The 16,426-nt window shown below is 62.6% G+C and carries 15 protein-coding genes; 5 read left to right on the top strand and 10 right to left on the bottom strand.

All coding sequences use genetic code 11. From position 1 onward, the window contains the following. The 5 genes from atpA to QZ564_RS11110 all read left to right on the top strand — a co-directional run. A partial coding sequence (gene atpA / locus QZ564_RS11130; RefSeq protein ID WP_297109386.1) for a F0F1 ATP synthase subunit alpha occupies nt 1-1,527 on the top strand: 1,527 nt, incomplete at its 5' end. Between the two features lie 22 nt (nt 1,528-1,549). Then, on the top strand, nt 1,550-2,437 hold the full coding sequence (locus QZ564_RS11125) for a F0F1 ATP synthase subunit gamma (protein ID WP_297109382.1): 888 nt from the start codon (nt 1,550-1,552) through the stop codon (nt 2,435-2,437). 21 nt (nt 2,438-2,458) lie between these two features. Next, nucleotides 2,459-3,898 (top strand): F0F1 ATP synthase subunit beta, encoded by a 1,440-nt coding sequence (gene atpD, locus QZ564_RS11120; protein ID WP_297109379.1) that lies wholly within the window; start codon nt 2,459-2,461, stop codon nt 3,896-3,898. A gap of 96 nt (nt 3,899-3,994) precedes the next feature. Then, a complete protein-coding gene (locus QZ564_RS11115; protein ID WP_297109376.1) occupies nt 3,995-4,420 on the top strand; it encodes a F0F1 ATP synthase subunit epsilon in 426 nt (141 codons plus the stop codon). A gap of 201 nt (nt 4,421-4,621) precedes the next feature. After that, the gene (locus QZ564_RS11110) at nt 4,622-6,784 is read left to right on the top strand and encodes a methyl-accepting chemotaxis protein (protein ID WP_297109373.1); all 2,163 of its coding nucleotides are present in this window, start codon (nt 4,622-4,624) and stop codon (nt 6,782-6,784) included. A 24-nt stretch (nt 6,785-6,808) separates the two neighbouring features. Here QZ564_RS11110 and QZ564_RS11105 read toward each other — a convergent pair whose 3' ends face one another. The 10 genes from QZ564_RS11105 to proB form a co-directional block, all read right to left on the bottom strand. Next, the gene (locus QZ564_RS11105) at nt 6,809-7,510 is read right to left on the bottom strand and encodes an aspartate/glutamate racemase family protein (protein WP_297109370.1); all 702 of its coding nucleotides are present in this window, start codon (nt 7,508-7,510) and stop codon (nt 6,809-6,811) included. After that, the gene (locus tag QZ564_RS11100) at nt 7,503-8,036 is read right to left on the bottom strand and encodes an RNA pyrophosphohydrolase (protein WP_297109367.1); all 534 of its coding nucleotides are present in this window, start codon (nt 8,034-8,036) and stop codon (nt 7,503-7,505) included. The genes QZ564_RS11105 and QZ564_RS11100 overlap by 8 nt, the downstream gene beginning before the upstream one ends. Nucleotides 8,037-8,046: 10 nt before the next feature. Next, nucleotides 8,047-9,177 (bottom strand): divergent polysaccharide deacetylase family protein, encoded by a 1,131-nt coding sequence (locus QZ564_RS11095; RefSeq protein ID WP_297109364.1) that lies wholly within the window; start codon nt 9,175-9,177, stop codon nt 8,047-8,049. 134 nt (nt 9,178-9,311) lie between these two features. Then, nucleotides 9,312-10,733, bottom strand: coding sequence for a S41 family peptidase (locus QZ564_RS11090; protein WP_297109360.1), 1,422 nt, complete (start codon nt 10,731-10,733; stop codon nt 9,312-9,314). Between the two features lie 7 nt (nt 10,734-10,740). Continuing rightward, nucleotides 10,741-12,162: a peptidoglycan DD-metalloendopeptidase family protein gene (locus QZ564_RS11085; protein WP_297109357.1), complete on the bottom strand. Its 1,422-nt coding sequence runs from the start codon at nt 12,160-12,162 to the stop codon at nt 10,741-10,743. A 103-nt stretch (nt 12,163-12,265) separates the two neighbouring features. Beyond that, on the bottom strand, nt 12,266-12,748 hold the full coding sequence (rlmH, locus tag QZ564_RS11080; RefSeq protein WP_297109355.1) for a 23S rRNA (pseudouridine(1915)-N(3))-methyltransferase RlmH: 483 nt from the start codon (nt 12,746-12,748) through the stop codon (nt 12,266-12,268). 15 nt (nt 12,749-12,763) lie between these two features. Continuing rightward, nucleotides 12,764-13,156: a ribosome silencing factor gene (gene rsfS / locus QZ564_RS11075; protein ID WP_297109351.1), complete on the bottom strand. Its 393-nt coding sequence runs from the start codon at nt 13,154-13,156 to the stop codon at nt 12,764-12,766. A 172-nt stretch (nt 13,157-13,328) separates the two neighbouring features. Next, a complete protein-coding gene (locus tag QZ564_RS11070) occupies nt 13,329-13,979 on the bottom strand; it encodes a nicotinate-nucleotide adenylyltransferase (RefSeq protein ID WP_297109348.1) in 651 nt (216 codons plus the stop codon). 4 nt (nt 13,980-13,983) lie between these two features. Beyond that, complete coding sequence (locus tag QZ564_RS11065) at nt 13,984-15,267, bottom strand: glutamate-5-semialdehyde dehydrogenase (RefSeq protein ID WP_297109346.1); 1,284 nt, start codon at nt 15,265-15,267, stop codon at nt 13,984-13,986. Further along, nucleotides 15,254-16,423: a glutamate 5-kinase gene (proB, locus tag QZ564_RS11060; protein WP_297109392.1), complete on the bottom strand. Its 1,170-nt coding sequence runs from the start codon at nt 16,421-16,423 to the stop codon at nt 15,254-15,256. The genes QZ564_RS11065 and proB overlap by 14 nt, the downstream gene beginning before the upstream one ends. Nucleotides 16,424-16,426 lie beyond the last annotated feature (3 nt).

Raw genomic sequence — 16,426 nt, 5'->3', positions numbered from 1 at the left:
ATCAAAGCCGCGGAAATTTCTGCGATCCTCAAGGACCAGATCAAGAATTTCGGCCAGGAAGCCCAGGTTTCCGAAGTCGGTCAGGTGCTCTCCGTCGGTGACGGTATCGCCCGCGTCTATGGCCTCGACAATGTGCAGGCTGGTGAGCTCGTCGAGTTCCCGGGTGGCGTCAAGGGCATGGCCCTGAACCTGGAAGCTGACAATGTCGGCGTTGTGATCTTCGGCTCCGACCGCGCCATCAAGGAAGGCGATGTCGTCAAGCGTACCGGCGCCATCGTGGACACTCCTGTCGGTCCGGGCCTGCTGGGCCGCGTGGTCGATGGCCTGGGCAATCCGATCGACGGCAAGGGCCCGATCGAGCACACCGAGCGCCGCCGCGTCGACGTCAAGGCCCCGGGCATTCTGCCGCGCAAGTCGGTGCACGAGCCCATGTCCACCGGCCTCAAGGCCATCGACGCGCTGATCCCGATCGGCCGCGGCCAGCGCGAGCTGGTCATTGGTGATCGCCAGACCGGCAAGACCGCCATCATTCTGGACACCTTCCTCAACCAGAAGCCGGCCCATGACGCTGGCAACGAGACCGACAAGCTTTACTGCATCTACGTCGCCGTGGGTCAGAAGCGGTCGACCGTTGCCCAGTTCGTGCGCCAGCTCGAAGAGTCCGGCGCCCTGCCATACTCGATCGTGATCGCTGCGACCGCCTCGGATCCGGCCCCGCTCCAGTACATCGCGCCGTTCACCGGCTGCGCCATCGGCGAATGGTTCCGCGACAATGGCAAGCATGCCGTGATCGCCTATGACGATCTGACCAAGCAGGCTGTCGCCTATCGCCAGATGTCGCTGCTGCTGCGCCGTCCGCCGGGCCGCGAAGCCTATCCGGGCGACGTGTTTTACCTGCACAGCCGCTTGCTCGAACGGGCCGCCAAGATGAACGAAGACCACGGTCTTGGTTCGCTCACCGCGCTGCCGGTCATCGAGACCCAGGCCAACGACGTGTCGGCCTACATTCCGACCAATGTGATCTCGATCACCGACGGCCAGATCTTCCTTGAGACCAACCTGTTCTTCCAGGGCATCCGTCCGGCCGTGAACGTGGGTCTGTCGGTGAGCCGCGTGGGTGGCTCTGCCCAGATCAAGGCGATGAAGCAGGTTGCCGGTTCGCTCAAGGGCGAACTGTCGCAGTACCGTGAAATGGCCGCCTTCGCCCAGTTTGGTTCGGACCTCGACGCTGCAACCCAGCGCCTGCTGAACCGTGGTGCGCGTCTGACCGAGCTGCTCAAGCAGCCGCAGTTCTCGCCGCTCAAGACAGAAGAACAGGTCGCAGTGATTTTTGCTGGTGGCCAGGGCTATCTGGACTCCATTCCCGTGAACAAGGTGCAGGATTTCGAAAAGCACGTGCTGTCGAACCTGCATTCCAAGCACGCTGACCTTCTGAAGACCATCGCCACCGAAAAGCAGCTCAGCGACGATACCCGCGCCAAGCTGAAGTCGGCTCTCGACGAGATCAAGAAGACCTACGCGGCCTGAAGCCTGAAGGAGACGACAGGCAATGCCGTCGCTTAAGGACCTAAAGAACCGGATCGACTCGGTCAAATCGACCCAGAAGATCACCAAGGCCATGCAGATGGTGGCGGCGGCCAAGCTCCGTCGCGCCCAGGAAGCTGCGGAAGCTGCCCGCCCCTATGCCGAGCGCATGGGCAAAGTGCTGGCTGCCCTCGGCGCAGTCTATGATGGCCAGGAAAACGCTCCGGTGCTGCTCGGCGGCACCGGCAAGGATGATGTGCATCTGCTGGTGGTTGCGACCGGCGAACGTGGTCTGGCCGGCGGGTTCAACTCGTCGATTGCCCGCCTCGCCCGCGACCATGCTCAGAAGCTGATTGGCCAGGGCAAGACGGTCAAAATTTTGACTGTCGGCCGCAAAGGTCACGATATCCTGCGCCGGCAATATCCAGAGCTGATCGTCGACACCTTCAACTTCCGCGACGTCAAGCAGGTCGGTTTTACCCAGGCGAGCCAGGTTGCGGACAAGGTGCTTGAACTATTTGCGGCGGGCGAGTTCGACGTTGCGACCTTGTTCTTTGCCAAGTTCGGTTCGGTGATCAGCCAGGTCCCGACGGCCCAGCAGATCATTCCGGCCAAGCTGGAAAAGATCGAGGCTGAAGGCGAGGTCAACGCCCCGGCCGTGCCCTATGAGTACGAGCCGAGCGAAGAAGCCATCGTCGAGGACCTGTTGCCGCGCAATATCTCGGTGCAGGTGCTGCGGGCGCTGCTCGAAAACAATGCTTCGTTCTACGGTGCGCAGATGTCCGCGATGGACAATGCCACGCGGAATGCCGGCGAAATGATCAACAAGCTGCAGCTGAGCTACAACCGCCAGCGCCAGGCCCAGATCACCAAAGAACTCATCGAAATCATTTCGGGCGCGGAAGCGCTCTAACCCATCAGCGAGGACGAACAAATGGCAGAAAAGAAGGCCGGTCGCGTTTCGCAGGTCATTGGCGCCGTCGTTGACGTGGTGTTCGACGATCACCTGCCCGCCATCCTGAACGCGCTTGAAACCACCAATAATGGCCAGCGCCTGGTGCTCGAAGTGGCCCAGCACCTGGGCGAAAATGCTGTGCGCACCATCGCCATGGACACGACCGAAGGTCTGGTTCGTGGCACCGAAGTGACCGATACTGGCGCATCGATCTCGGTGCCAGTCGGCGACGAGACGCTTGGGCGCATCATGAACGTGATCGGTGAGCCGATCGACGAAGCTGGTCCGGTCAATACGGCCGGTCGCCGCGAAATTCACCAGGAAGCCCCCGATTTCGTGGATCAGTCCCCGGAAGCCGAAGTGCTGGTCACCGGCATCAAGGTGGTGGACCTGATCGCCCCCTATGCTCGCGGTGGTAAGATTGGCCTGTTCGGCGGTGCCGGCGTGGGCAAGACCGTGCTGATCCAGGAACTGATCAACAACGTCGCCAAGGCCCATGGTGGTTATTCGGTGTTTGCCGGCGTGGGTGAACGCACCCGCGAGGGCAACGACCTCTATCACGAGATGATCGAATCGGGCGTGAACAAGGACCCCAAGGAACATGGTGGCTCTGCCGCTGGCTCCAAGTGTGCCCTCGTCTTCGGCCAGATGAACGAGCCTCCCGGCGCCCGTGCTCGCGTGGCCCTGACGGGTCTGACCGTGGCCGAGCACTTCCGCGACCAGGGCCAGGACGTGCTGTTCTTCGTGGACAACATCTTCCGCTTCACCCAGGCCGGCGCCGAAATGTCGGCTCTTCTGGGCCGCATCCCCTCCGCCGTGGGTTACCAGCCGACGCTGTCGACCGACATGGGCGCGATGCAGGAACGCATCACCACCACCACCAAGGGCTCGATCACCTCGGTGCAGGCCGTTTACGTGCCCGCCGACGACTTGACCGACCCGGCCCCGGCCACCACCTTCGCGCACCTTGACGCGACGACCGTGCTGAACCGCGCGATCTCGGAAAAGGGCATCTACCCTGCCGTGGACCCGCTGGCGTCCAACTCGCGTATTCTGGACCCGCAGGTTGTGGGCGAAGAGCACTACCAGGTGGCCCGTGACGTGCAGGCCATCCTGCAGAAGTACAAGGCCCTGCAGGACATCATCGCCATCCTGGGCATGGACGAGCTTTCCGAAGAGGACAAGCTGACCGTGGCGCGCGCCCGCAAGATCGAGCGTTTCATGAGCCAGCCCTTTGACGTGGCCGAAGTGTTCACCGGTTCGCCCGGCGTGTTCGTGTCGCTCGAAGACACCATCAAGGGCTTCAAGGGTCTGGTTGCCGGCGATTATGACCATCTGCCGGAAGCCGCCTTCTACATGGTCGGCACCATTGATGATGCCGTCGCCAAGGCACAGAAGCTGGCTGCCCAGGCTGCTTAAGAAGCGAATAGCGAAATAGGGAGTAGCGAGTAGGGGTAGAGAACAGCAACGGCGAGACCATTCGCTATTCGCTATTCGCTACTCGCTAAAAAGAAGATGGCTGAAGGCCTCAAGATCGAGATCGTGTCGCCCGAGCGGCTGGTGCTGTCCGAAACTGTTGTTTCGGTCACTGTGCCGGGTACAGAAGGCTACTTCACCGTCATGGATGACCATGCCCCGTTCATGACCACGCTCAAGCCCGGCTTCATCACTGTGACTCGTTCTGGCGGCGCGGCCGACGTGTACTTCGTCAAGGGCGGTTTTGCCGACGTGTCTGCGACAGGCCTGACAATCCTTGCCGAGCAGTCCGTGCCCTTCGCCGAGTTTGATCATGGCGATCTCCAGGCACAGATCAAGGCGGCCGAAGAAGAACTCAACCGGGCTGCCACGCCTGAGGACAAGTCGTATGCCCAGGAAGTGGTGTCGGGCCTGCTCAATCTGGCTATTGAGGCCCAGCACATCGACGGCGCCCACGTCCACTAAGACAAGCCGCTGGCATCGAAACAAGGCCGCCTTTCGGGGCGGCCTTTTTGCTTGAGAAGTGAGCAGGCTGCTCTCTTTATATGCAAACCCTTGATAGAAAAGGGATTTTGTACCCGTTATACGGTTGGTTAAGGCTTTGCGCGCAAAGTCGGCGCCAGACGGTGACCGCCGGACAGAAGTTCGGCCTGCGGGGACAAGAATATGACCAGGCTTTTGGGCAATTTGCGCCTGACTTTCGCCATCTCCACCCTGACGATCGGCGCTATCGTCATTGCCATTCTGGCGGTGCTGGCCAGTCTCTTCGTCAGCCTCAGCGGCTCAGTGGAGCGGGATGCCAGCAAGGCACTCACCAACACCACCCGGATCGCGGCACAGATCTTCCAGGTCAACTTGCCGAGCCTGGAAGTGGTCGTTGGCGACGGCGGCAATGTGGAGGCCCTGGTGGCGCGAAACATGCCGCGCTTCCGCAATCACAATGTCATCGACGCAGTCGCCGGTGTCTCTGGCGCTGCGGCGGCCGTCTATGTGCTGGACACGGAAGTCAGCCCGGACTTCCTGGTCGGCAGTACCAGCCTTATGGACCCCCAGGGTGAGCGGATGATGGAGATGCCGATTGCGGCCGGCACCCCGCTGTTCGACTCCCTGGTCGCAAATGAACCGGTACGAACCGAGATGGAATTGGGCGGCAGCACCAATCTGGTGCGCTACCAACCGATCGCCACGAGTGAAGGCGTGGTCATTGGCACTCTAATGGTGGTGGTGGACCGGGCCCCATACGAGGCGGTATTGGGCCAGACCATGCTGGTGCTCGGGGGAACGAGCCTGGTCGCCGTGTTCCTGATTGCCATTGCGGCGCTGTTGGCCGCACGCCAGCTGACCCGCCCCATCCCGCGATTGGCGGCGGTCATGGGCGAAATCGCCGAAGGTGATCTCGATGTCGCGGTGCCTTACACCGACCGGCGCAATGAAATGGGTGCCATGGCTCGGGCAGTCGAGGTCTTCCGTGCCAATGGGTTGGAAAAAGCTGCGCTCGATGCGCAGGCCCGGCAGCATCTGGCAGAGGCTGCAGATCATACCGGACAGTTGCAGGCCATCTCGCGCAGCCAGGTGGTCGCCGAGTTCGGGCTGGACGGCACCGTGATGACGGCCAATGACAACTTCCTCGCCCTGCTTGGCTATCGGCTGGAGGAGATCGTCGGCCGGCCCAATGCACTGTTCCTGTTCGACGCGGATCCGGCGAGCGACAGCTATCGACAGTTCTGGCAGGAACTGTCCGAGGGCGCGTTCAAAAGCGGTGAATATCGCCGCCGGACCAAGGATGGCGCGGAGGTGTGGATTCAAAGCACCTTTACCCCCATTTTCGATACAGAGGGCGATGCCTACAAGATCGTGCAGTTCGCGACGGATGTCAGCGCGCGCAAGCGCTCGGTTGCGGCCATTGGCGAGGGTCTAAAGAAGCTCTCGGATGGCGATCTTACCAGCACCATTGCCGAGCCTTTCCCGGCGGAGTTCGAGGACTTGCGCGTCGCGCTCAACGGCACTGTCGCCCGCTTTGTCGATGTGGTCGGTCAGCTGCGCGCAACGACCCGATCACTGCGGACCGCCAGCGGTGAATTGCTGACCGGCGCCAATGATCTCTCCGAACGCACCACGCGGCAGGCCGCAACGATCGAAGAAACGTCGGCTGCCATGGAAGAGCTGGCCGGAACCGTGGCCAACAATGCCGGCATGGCCGAACAGGCTGCCGGCAAGGCCGAGATGGTGTCCCATGCCGCCCAGGAAAGCGGAACGGTCATGGGCGAAGCGACCGGTGCCATGGAGCGGATTACCCAGTCTTCCTCCAAGATATCGAACATCATCGGCATGATCGACGATATCGCCTTCCAGACCAATCTTCTGGCACTCAATGCCTCGGTCGAGGCTGCCCGGGCGGGCGATGCCGGCAAGGGCTTTGCCGTGGTTGCTGTGGAAGTGCGGCGGCTGGCGCAATCGGCCGCCCAGGCCTCGGCGGAGGTCAAGGCGCTGGTGGAAAAGAGCGCCGAAGAGGTCAAGGGTGGATCAAGTCTGGTGGCTGCAGCCAGTGACAAGCTCAAGGCCATGCTTGACGCGGTCAGGGAGAACAGTGAGCTGGTGCGAACCATAGCCCGGGCCAGCAAGGAGCAGGCGGCCTCAATCGAAGAGGTCAACTCGGCCGTCCGTACGCTGGATCAGATGACTCAGCACAATGCTGCGTTGGTCGAGCAAACCAATGCCGTCATCGCCCAGACCGAGGGCCAGACGCAGACTCTGGACTCCATTGTGGAGATATTCGTCCTTGACGAGGAGACGGACGATCTGCCGCGCAGTGTCAGGCAGGCGGCTTAAGGCAGCGAGCGCCTGGCTTCTCTGCTATGAGGCCAGCGCAGCGCTGACCAGCGCCCGGGCATGCAGATCGGTTGTGTCGTAGGTCGGGAGCGCGCTGGAGCTGTCGTCGATCAACATGCCGATCTCGGTGCAGCCCAGGATGACCGCCTGGGCACCGCGTGCGGCCATGCGGTCGATGGCAGCCTGAAAGACGCGACGGGACTCGTCACGCACAATGCCCTTGCACAGCTCCTCGTAGATGATGCCGTTGAGATTGGTGTGATCCACCTCCGGCACCAGGGTGGTCAGTCCATGGCTGGTGAGGCGCTGCTTGTAGAAATCCATCTCCATGGTGAAGCGCGTGCCGAGCAGGCCCACCGTGTCGAAGCCGTCGGCCAACAACGCTTCGGCGGTGGGGTCGGCAATGTGCACGAACGGCAGATCGACCCCTTCGAGCATGATATCGTCAACCACATGCATGGTGTTGGTGGCCAGTCCAAGCACCTGGGCGCCTGCGGCCGCCAGGTTTCTGGCGACGGCGTTGAGTTGGTGGCCGGCCGCTTGCCACTCCCCCGCCGCCTGCATCTGGGCAATTGGCGCGAAATCAACCGAGTGCAAGATGACCGGCGCCGAGTGAAGGCCGCCGCGCCGTCTGCCGGTTTCTTCGTTGAGGATCCGATAGTAGTGCGCGCTGGATTCCCAGCTCATGCCCCCAATCAGGCCTATGGTCTTCATCGTTTCAGACATGGGTGAAACGCTGCGGAATATCGCGGAATGCCTCTACCACCTTCTCGTAGGCCGGGCGCTTGAAGGGAACGATGAGGCTGGGCGCGCGGCTCAGCTTTTCCCAGCGCCAGGCATTGAACTCGGGCTCATGCCTGCCGCCAGCCGGCTCGGAAATGTCGATTTCGCTCTCCGGCCCGGTAAAGGCGAACGCAAACCAGCGTTGCCGCTGGCCACGATATTTCCCGCCCCAGGCCTTGCCCAGCACATCGTCCGGCAGGTCGTAATAGATCCATTCGGGGGCTTCGGCGAGCAGGCTCACCGAAGTCATGTTGGTCTCTTCGTGCAGCTCTCTCAAGGCGGCCTTGAGCGGGTCTTCGCCCTTGTCGATCCCCCCCTGGGGCATCTGCCAGGCAGAGCCATGGGCAGCCGACTGGTCTGGATCGCCAGCAGATTTGCGATGGCCAAAGAACACATTGCCATGCGCATTGAACACGGCGAGGCCCACGCAGTCACGATAAGGCAAGGCATCACGCGGGGGCGGGGTCATGGCACAACTCTTATTTCATTAGCGCGCTGGCCGGAACCAGCGCTATGCCCTTGGCATCCAGTTCTCTGGCCCATTCGGCCACGGCCTGTACCGAAATGGGCAATGCACTGACAATACCAATTGCGCTGCCGGTTTCCATGGCCTGCGCTTCAAGGCTGGCAAGTGCTGAGAGGATGGATGCCCGCGCTGGATTGGCGTCGATCACTTGTGTGGCGCGGGCGAAGGGGACGCGATTGGCGCCGGCCATTTGCGCGGCCACGGAGCGGTTTGACGAGCCATCATCAAGATAGCCGAGTCCGCGCGCGCCAAGTTCTTCCAATATGGGTGCCATATCGGTCGCCGAGGCGGTGAAGCGGGCGCCCATATTGTTGATCACGCCGAAATAGCCACCGAACCGGGCCATCAGCCAGAACAGCTTCTCAAGATTGTCGCGTGGCGATTCACCGGTGAGGATCGTGTGTGGACCGGGGTCGTTCTGCGGATAGTCGAAGGGTTCGAGCGGGACTTCGAGCATCACCTCATGGCCTGCCGTGCGTGCGGCGGCAACGGTGTTTTCCAGCGAGCGACCGTAGGGCGCAAAGGCGAGGCTGACCTCGTCGGGCAGTTGATCAATGGCGTCGAGCGAGCCCTGCTCGTTGATGCCGAGGCCAGTAACGACAATGGCGACCATGGGCCGCCCGGATCCGACCGCAGCGCTGGCATCGCGGCGATAGGCAATGAAGGGCGTCAGCCCGGTGCCGGACATGCGCGGAATGGCGCCATGGGCGGTTTCTTCGCTGAGATCGGGCAGGATACCAAAGCGATCCGGGCTTTCGCCGGGTGTCGGCATGCTGCCGGGCAAGGGAACCGAGACAATGGAGCCATCTGCCGGAAACTGATGTGGATCGGCCGTAATGGTGGCGGGGCCGGTGGCAACCGTGTTGGCAATGGTGTTGCCGTCGCGGGTGGAGGTGATGGCAACCTCCTGGCTGGGGCGGCCCCCGTCGGGATCGTCAACCAGAACCAACCGCAGAGCGACGCCGCCAATGACCAGAAAGATGAGAATGAACAGCAGGCGTGCCAACGGAAAGTGAAACTTGCCCGTTCGTTCCTGCTTCTGGCGCCGGCGTCCGGTCAGTGGCGTGGAAAGATCATTGGCCATCGGCGCTGGGCTCGTCCCCGGATCGGTCTTGGCTCCGTCGTATTTCCGGGCTCACAGGCCGGAGTTACCGGAAACACGTCAAGCGGATGCGGCGCGAATCAGACCGCCGCATCCCGACTTTATCACGACGCGACCTATTCGCCGCTGGGCGGATAGGCCGGATCGGATTCTTCGCCCTTGATCAGACGGATGGCATATTGGAGCTGGGTGTCCTCAGTCTTCTCCGCCGGGACATAGACCGAGGACCCGACCGTGGCTTCTTCCTGGCCATCCACGGTGATGTGCCCTTCAAGACCGGCTTCACCAATAATCTCGTCGCGCCCCTGGAATTCTTCAGGCACGACCTGCCGGACCTCAATATCCGGGGTGATGCCCAGCGCCTGGATGGAGCGATTGTTTGGCGTGTAGTAGCGCGCCGTGGTCAGTCGCATGGCCCCATCGGGGCCCAGCGAAATGATGGACTGCACAGACCCCTTGCCGAAGGAACGTGTGCCCACCACGGTGGCGCGCTTGTGATCCTGCAGGGCGCCGGCAACGATCTCCGAAGCGGAAGCCGATCCACCATTGATCAAGACCACCAGCGGTACTTCGGCAAGCTGCGCATCAAGCGGGTCGGGCGCGGCGTCATAACGGGCGCTTTCGCTTTCGGTGCGTCCGCGGGTCAGAACCACGGCACCGCGATTGAGGAAGGCGTCCGCCACATAGACCGACTGGTCGACCAGACCCCCGGGATTGTTCCGCAAATCCAGGATGATGCCCTTGGGGGGCACGTTGTCGCGTTCCTCGTAAATGTCTTCGATGGCACGCTCGATACCGACAAAGGCCTGTTCGGAGAATCGAGCCAGGCGCAACACGGCGATATCGCCTTCGCCTTCGGTCTCGCCGCCTTCCATGCTCCAGCGCACGGCGCGCATGGAGATGATGCCCCGCGTCAGTTCGAACTCTAGCGGATCGCTGACGCCTTCGCGGAAGACGGTAATCTTGACAGAGGTGCCGACTTCGCCGCGCATTTTTTCGACGGCTTCGTCCTGGGTCATGCCCTGAACCGACTGGCCGTCGATCTCGATGATCAGATCATTCGACAGGATGCCGGCGCGGGCCGCGGGAGTATCGTCGATGGGCGAAACGACTTTGATCAGCCCCTCTTCCATGATGATCTCGACGCCCAGGCCGCCGAACTGGCCCGAAGTATCCTCGCGCATGTCGGCATATTCAATGGGCGGCAGATAGCCCGAATGCGGGTCGAGCGAGGTCAGCATGCCCTGGATGGCGGCGCGGATCAGTTCCTGCTCATCAGGCGGGTCGACATATTCAGCGCGGATGCGGTCGAAGATCTCGCCGAAAAGGTTGAGATCGGCATAAATCTCCAATGGATCGCGCGGCGCTGCGGCCCGCTCAGCGGCGGTCGGTTCGGCTTCCTCGCCACTTTGGTTGGGCTCAATCTGCTCCTCAACCGGCGCCGGATCGGCAGGGGCCTGATCCTGGGCAATCAGCATTGTGGCGGGCACCAGCACTGCCGCCGTGATAGCGGCAAGGCGAAGGGTGGTCAGGCGCATGGATGTCTTATCCCGTCTGTTCTGGTCTGGCCCACCACCCGGCCGGGTCGAAAGGCTCGTTGTTTTCTCGCAGCTCAATATAAAGGGTCGGCTGGTCGTTTCCAGCATTGGTGCTTACGGTTCGTCCAATTGTGCGTGATCCCATGGTTCCCAAGGGTTCGCCCATCTGCACGAATTGGCCGATCTCTGCGGTGATCGCGCCAAGGCCAGCAAGCAGGGCCGTGTAGCCGCTGCCGGTATTGAGAATGACGATCTGGCCATAATTGAGGTAAGGCCCCTTATAGAGCACCCAACCATCGGCAGGAGCCAAAACTTGGGCTTCGGCGCGGGTGACAATGGACTGACCCTGGGCGATGCCGCCGCGCCCGTCATTGGCACCGAAATCGACCACTGTGACACCATTGGCGGGAGAGGTCAGGTAGCCACGCGCCAGGGGGAAGGGCACGGCGGGCTGGGTACGGCCGGCGTCGGCAAAGGCCAGCTCGATGGCCTCGGGCGAGAGCTGGGGCAGGTCGGCATCGGTGGTCGCCGGGGCCGCGGTGGCGCCGGCAGCAGCGCGCTCGGAAAGGGCACCGATCAATTCGCGCAGTGTACTTGCGCGCTCGGCCAGAGCCACGGCCTCGGCCTCTTCGGCCTGCAGTTCGGCGCTCATCTGATCGATGCCCGCCTTGCGGGCTGCGATCAGCGTGGCGATACGCAGTTGTTCTTCCTCAAGAACCTCATGATTGGCCTTGAGGGTTTCCTCTTCGGCCAGAGCCGCGGCCTTAATTTCGGTCAGTGTCTTGAGGTCTGTGGCCACGGCATCGGCGCGCTCGCGCAATTGAGGCAGGATTGCCGCGATCAACATGGCGCCGCGCGCCGAACCAAGGGCGTCGCCGGGATCGACGATCAATGCCGGTGGTGGATTGAGTGAAATTCGTTCCAATGCCGCCAGGACATTGGAGACTTCGGCGTCGGCGCCATCGAGCCGTCCGCGAACTTCCAGCTCACGAACGATCAGATCGGAAATGCGCTCCTCGACATCGGCGACTTCGATCTCGGCGAGCTTTACCCGCTGGGCCGCGGCGATCAGGGCTGCGTTCTGCTGGGTGCGGTCCCCTTCCATGGCCGCGATCTCGGCCTTCAGGGCGTCGATGCGCTCGCGGCTGAGCGAAAGGGTGGCCTCCACCTCGGCAAGGTCGGCCGCGTTATGAACGGCGGGGTCGCCGCTTTCACTTTCCTGGGCTGCGGGGTCCTCAGTAAGTGCCCCAGTGGCATCGGCGCCTTCGGGCGCTGCCTCCGGCTCCATGGATAGAGAGGGGCGCAGTTCCATGTCAACTGCGGGTTCAGGGGCCGTTTCGGTCTGCGCCAGGCCGGGCCAGGAGAGGGCGCCTGTGAGCAATAGGCCGACCAGCAGGCTTCCTATACGATGTGCCGGCCGCAGGGGCATGGCGTCTCCTGAGAAAGGGGAAACCCCCGAATCAATTGGGGCACACTCTAGCAAGCGTGCAGCAAACCGGCGGTTAACATTGCTTAACCATGCCGTGAGCTGGTCAGTCGCCGCGGTGATAAGGATGACCCGAAAGGATGGTGGTGGCGCGATAGAGCTGCTCGGCCAGCATGATGCGGACCAATTGATGCGGCCAGACCATGGGCGAGAAGCTGAGCGCGAGGTCGGCCGTGCGTACGAAATCCGGATCGATGCCGTCGGCGCCGCCGATGACGAAACCGACCGCCGCCCTGCCATCGTCGCGCCAGCGCGCGAGTTGGCCGGCAAAGGCCTCGGAATTGAGGCCCTTGCCGCGCTCATCGAGCATGATGGTGATGCCGTCGGGCAAAGCAGCGCGCAAGGCCTTGGCCTCCTCGGCCTTTCGGGCGGCAGAGGAACCTGCACGGGACTCACTGATTTCGGTGACGTCGAACCCGGTCAGGGCCAGCGGTCTGCCACTGGCGCCGGCGCGCTCAAGATAACGGGCCACAAGCTCGCGCTCTGGCCCGTTCTTCATCCGGCCGATGGCCGCAATCGCAATGCGCATCTGGTCGGGCGGCGCCTAGTGCTGATCTGCGGCGAAGTCGGCCTGCCACATCTTCTCGATATTGTAGAATTCGCGCACTTCAGGGCGGAAGATGTGCAGGATCACATCGCCTGCATCCACCAGAACCCAATCGCAATGCGGCAGGCCTTCTACGCGCGGCTTGCCATAGCCATTGTCCCGCAATGCGGTGATGACTTGGTCTGCCACCGCGCCGACATGGCGCTGGGAGCGGCCCGAGGTCACGATCATGTGGTCGGCCAGCGACGATTTGCCGGCGATGTCCACCGAGACCGTTTCTTCGGCCTTGGCATCGTCCAGCGTATCGAGAATGAGGTCGATCAGGGGTTTTTGCGCGCCGGCCAGATTGGCGGGCGAAGCGGTGGTGGTGTTTTCGGGCAGCGCGGCCATCAGAAACGGCCTTCTGCCCATGCGCGAGCATGGGTCATGCGTAAGTTGAGCATCCTTGGTTGTTGATCGGAATGTTGCGGCGTCGTGAAAACGGCAAGCCGTCTGTTCCTGTTCCGGTGACAATGATCACACTTGGTTCCAAATATGCGCTCTTGCGACCAATTTCGCAAGATCAGGGGCCAATCAATCCTTGCGCATGGTTCTGCGAAGCCCTTATGGCGGTCGAGGACAGGGCCGATTGCCGACCTTGCAGGTAGATCCAGGCCGGGGCCTGGCAACTGGCCAGAACCGCTGCGTCGCTTTCGTCGTGCTGGGCGTGGTCAAAGGTCGCGGCGGCACGAGATGCCAAGGCCCGCCGCGCCGCGCCGGGCCGGACATAGACGGCAATGGGCACCTTGGCGGCCATATCGCGCCAATTCTGCCAGCGGTGAAAATTTGCCAGGCTATCCGCTCCCATTATCCAGACGAAGCGACGGTCGGGCATGGCCGAAGTCAGGAAGTCGATGGTCTGGGAGCTATAGGCAAAGCCCCGCTCTGCTTCGAACCCGGTGACGCGCACGCGCGGGTCGGCGATCAGGCGGCGCGCGGCCAGAACGCGATCCTGCAGCGGCGGCAGGCCGGAATTGTCCTTGAGCGGGTTGCCAGGCGTCACCAGCACCCAGAGCGCGTGCAGCTGCAGCCGGCGCAGCGTTTCCTCCATCACCAGCAAATGGCCCTGGTGCAGCGGATTGAAACTGCCGCCAAATAGCCCGATCCGCATGCCGGTCGCCGACGGCGGCAGGGTCGTAATGCCGGGGATGCGGAGGGGTGGGCGCCGGGTCACAGGATCAGGGTCGCAACTGTCCAGTGCCGCGGACGCGATATTTGAAGCTGGTCAGCTGTTCGACGCCGACGGGTCCGCGAGCGTGCATCTTGCCGGTAGCGATGCCGATCTCGCCGCCGAAGCCAAATTCGCCGCCATCGGCAAACTGGGTCGAGGCATTATGCATGAGAATCGCCGAGTCGATTTCGTTGAAGAATTTTTCGACCGCGGCTGAATCTTCGGCGATGATCGCCTCGGTATGGTAGCTCGAATAATGCTCGATATGCGCAATGGCCGCCTCGATACTGTCCACCACCTTCACCGAAATAATGGCATCCTCATATTCGGTCTTCCAGTCTTCTTCCGTCGCTGGCTTGGCGGCTTCGACCATGGACATGACCGTCGCGTCGCCGCGGATTTCGCATCCCTTGGCCACTAGAGCGTCGATGATCGGCTTGAGATGGGTGGCCACAACGTCCTTGTGAACGAGCAGGGTTTCAGCGGCGCCGCAAATGCCGGTGCGGCGCATCTTGGCATTGAGGGTGACGTTGACGGCCTTGTCGAGATCGGCCGATCTGTCGATATAGACATGCACCAGCCCCTCGAGGTGGGCAAAAACCGGCACCCGGGCTTCGGCCTGGACGCGGGCCACCAGTGTCTTGCCGCCACGGGGCACGATGACGTCGATGTTTCCGTCCAACCCCTTGAGCATCTCGCCAACGGCCGCGCGGTCGGTGGTGGGCACCAGTTGCACACATTCCACCGGCAGCCCGGCCAGATGCAATCCGTCCAGCAGGCAATCGACAATGGCGCGGGACGAGTGGAAGCTGTCGCTGCCCCCGCGCAGGATGACGGCGTTACCGGACTTGATGCACAAGGCGCCGGCATCGGCGGTGACATTGGGGCGGGATTCAAAGATCACCCCGATGACGCCCAGAGGGGTGCGCACGCGCTCGATATGCAGGCCATTGGGGCGATCCCACTCGGACATGACCGTGCCGACGGGATCGGGCAATTCGGCAATCGTCCTGACGGCCTCGATAATGCCGTCAATGCGGGCATCGGTGAGCAACAGCCGGTCCAGAAAGGCCTTCGAAATGCCCTTTTGTTCGGCGGCCTGCATGTCCAGGGCGTTGGCCGCCAGTATCTTCTTGCGATGAGCGTTGATGGCGCCCGCAGCGGTCAGCAGCGCCGTTCGCTTCTGTTCGGGCGTAGCGATCTTGAGCGCGTTGGCCCCAATGCGGGCCTTGCGGCCGATATCGGCCATCAGTGCTGGAATGTCGGTTGTGATGGCTTCAGCCAGGCTCATGGTTCGCCTCCATCTGCTGTTCGGTCTCGTTGTCGCCGCGCGCGCCCGTGAGCACGAGGTTGTCCCGGTGCACCATGGCGCCGCGATTGCCCGAGCCCAGCAGCTCGATTACCGCTTCGCTGTGCTTGCCAATGACCAGGCGGGCGTCCTCGCTGTCGAAGCTGACCAGGCCTCTGGCAATCTCCTGGCCTTCAGGGCCCAGCACGGCAATCGTATCGCCCCGTTCGAAATTGCCGGTGATCTGGGTCACACCAACCGGCAGCAGGGACTTGCCCAGACTGAGCGCGCGCGCTGCACCGGCATCGACGCGCACAGTGCCGGCGATCGCCAACGTGCCCATGATCCAGCGTTTTCGCGATTGAGCGCGGGTGGTTGCCGGCTTGAAGAGCGTATGCAGCCCACCCTCGGTCAGGCGTCGCAGGGGATGCTCTTCGGTACCCTTGGCGATGATCATGGCCGTTCCGGCCTGGGTGGCGATCTTGCCGGCCTCGACCTTGGTGGTCATGCCGCCGCGTGAAAGATGGCTGGCCGCGCCGCCGGCCATGGCTTCGATTGCCGGGGTGATTGCTTCGACCACGGGCAGATGGCGGGCGCCGGGGTCCCTGGCGGGCGGCGCGGTATAAAGGCCGTCGACATCCGAGAGCAGGACCAGAAGGTCGGCCTCGATCATGGTGGCCACGCGGGCCGAGAGCCGGTCATTGTCGCCATAGCGGATTTCGGCGGTGGCAACGGAGTCGTTCTCATTGATGATGGGAATGGCCCCGAGACCCAAGAGTGTCTGGATGGTGGTGCGGGCGTTGAGGTAGTAGCGCCGTTCCTCGGTGATATTGGGGGTGATGAGAATTTGCCCGGTGACAATCCCGTGCTGCCCAAGTGCTTCTGCCCAGGCCTGGGACAGGGCAATTTGTCCTGCACTGGCGGCAGCCTGGCTCTGCTCGAGTGTCAGTGCGAGCGCGGAGAGGCCCAGCAGGCTGCGACCCAGTGCGATGGCGCCTGAGGAGACGATGACGATTTCCCGGCGCTCGGCCTTGAGCGTGGCGATGTCGGCGGCAAGGCCCGCCAGCCAATCGGCGCGCAACCTGCCGGCCTTGTCCACGAGCAGGGCCGAGCCAATCTTGATGGTGATGCGGCGGTAGTTGGTGAGGGGAGAGGCCATGCC

Source organism: uncultured Devosia sp. (genome assembly GCF_913055165.1).
Taxonomy (GTDB): Bacteria; Pseudomonadota; Alphaproteobacteria; order Rhizobiales; family Devosiaceae; genus Devosia.
Note: the sequence above shows the minus strand (reverse complement) of the source record. Positions and strands in the feature narration are given on the sequence as shown.

Bases quoted from the DNA above. Each gene is read 5' to 3' on its own strand.
- QZ564_RS11065 (WP_297109346.1), bottom strand. From the start codon at position 15,267: ATGAGCCTGGCTGAAGCCATCACAACCGACATTCCAGCACTGATGGCC.
- QZ564_RS11100 (WP_297109367.1), bottom strand. From the start codon at position 8,036: ATGACCCCGCCCCCGCGTGATGCCTTGCCTTATCGTGACTGCGTGGGC.
- rlmH (WP_297109355.1), bottom strand. From the start codon at position 12,748: ATGCGCATTGCGATTGCGGCCATCGGCCGGATGAAGAACGGGCCAGAG.
- QZ564_RS11125 (WP_297109382.1), top strand. From the start codon at position 1,550: ATGCCGTCGCTTAAGGACCTAAAGAACCGGATCGACTCGGTCAAATCG.
- rsfS (WP_297109351.1), bottom strand. From the start codon at position 13,156: ATGGCCGCGCTGCCCGAAAACACCACCACCGCTTCGCCCGCCAATCTG.
- proB (WP_297109392.1), bottom strand. From the start codon at position 16,423: ATGGCCTCTCCCCTCACCAACTACCGCCGCATCACCATCAAGATTGGC.
- atpD (WP_297109379.1), top strand. From the start codon at position 2,459: ATGGCAGAAAAGAAGGCCGGTCGCGTTTCGCAGGTCATTGGCGCCGTC.
- QZ564_RS11110 (WP_297109373.1), top strand. From the start codon at position 4,622: ATGACCAGGCTTTTGGGCAATTTGCGCCTGACTTTCGCCATCTCCACC.
- QZ564_RS11090 (WP_297109360.1), bottom strand. From the start codon at position 10,733: ATGCGCCTGACCACCCTTCGCCTTGCCGCTATCACGGCGGCAGTGCTG.
- QZ564_RS11085 (WP_297109357.1), bottom strand. From the start codon at position 12,162: ATGCCCCTGCGGCCGGCACATCGTATAGGAAGCCTGCTGGTCGGCCTA.
- QZ564_RS11115 (WP_297109376.1), top strand. From the start codon at position 3,995: ATGGCTGAAGGCCTCAAGATCGAGATCGTGTCGCCCGAGCGGCTGGTG.
- QZ564_RS11095 (WP_297109364.1), bottom strand. From the start codon at position 9,177: ATGGCCAATGATCTTTCCACGCCACTGACCGGACGCCGGCGCCAGAAG.
- QZ564_RS11105 (WP_297109370.1), bottom strand. From the start codon at position 7,510: ATGTCTGAAACGATGAAGACCATAGGCCTGATTGGGGGCATGAGCTGG.